Origin of the sequence: Escherichia sp. XD33 (assembly GCF_019375075.1) — a bacterium.
In the GTDB taxonomy this organism is placed as follows: Bacteria; Pseudomonadota; Gammaproteobacteria; order Enterobacterales; family Enterobacteriaceae; genus Enterobacter; species Enterobacter flexneri_A.
In genome coordinates this window covers 1-581 of record NZ_JAENDM010000341.1, presented here as the reverse complement: position 1 = coordinate 581, position 581 = coordinate 1, and the positions used below count along the sequence as shown (strand labels likewise).

The following is a 581-nucleotide window of genomic DNA, read 5'->3' as shown; positions in this document are numbered from 1 at the left end:
TACGATGAATCGGACCGTATCACTCACCGCACGGTGAACGGCGAACCGGCAGAGCAGTGGCAGTATGATGGCCACGGCTGGCTGACAGACATCAGCCACCTGAGCGAAGGCCACCGTGTTGCCGTCCACTATGGCTATGACGATAAAGGCCGCCTGACCGGCGAATGCCAGACGGTGGAGAACCCGGAGACGGGGGAACTGCTGTGGCAGCATGAGACGAAACACGCATACAACGAGCAGGGGCTGGCAAACCGCGTCACGCCGGACAGCCTGCCGCCGGTGGAGTGGCTGACGTATGGCAGCGGTTACCTGGCGGGAATGAAGCTGGGCGGGACGCCGCTGGTCGAGTATACGCGGGACAGGCTGCACCGTGAGACGGTGCGCAGCTTCGGCAGCATGGCAGGCAGTAATGCCGCATACGAACTGACCAGCACATACACCCCCGCAGGCCAGTTACAGAGTCAGCACCTGAACAGCCTGGTATATGACCGTGACTACGGGTGGAGTGACAACGGCGACCTGGTGCGCATCAGCGGCCCGCGACAGACGCGGGAATACGGCTACAGCGCCACGGGCAGGCT

At 63.0% G+C, this 581-nt stretch carries 1 pseudogene; it reads left to right on the top strand.

The annotated features are described in order from the left end of the window. A pseudogene (locus tag K0778_RS29270) lies at nucleotides 1-581 on the top strand (RHS repeat protein); the annotation flags it as partial.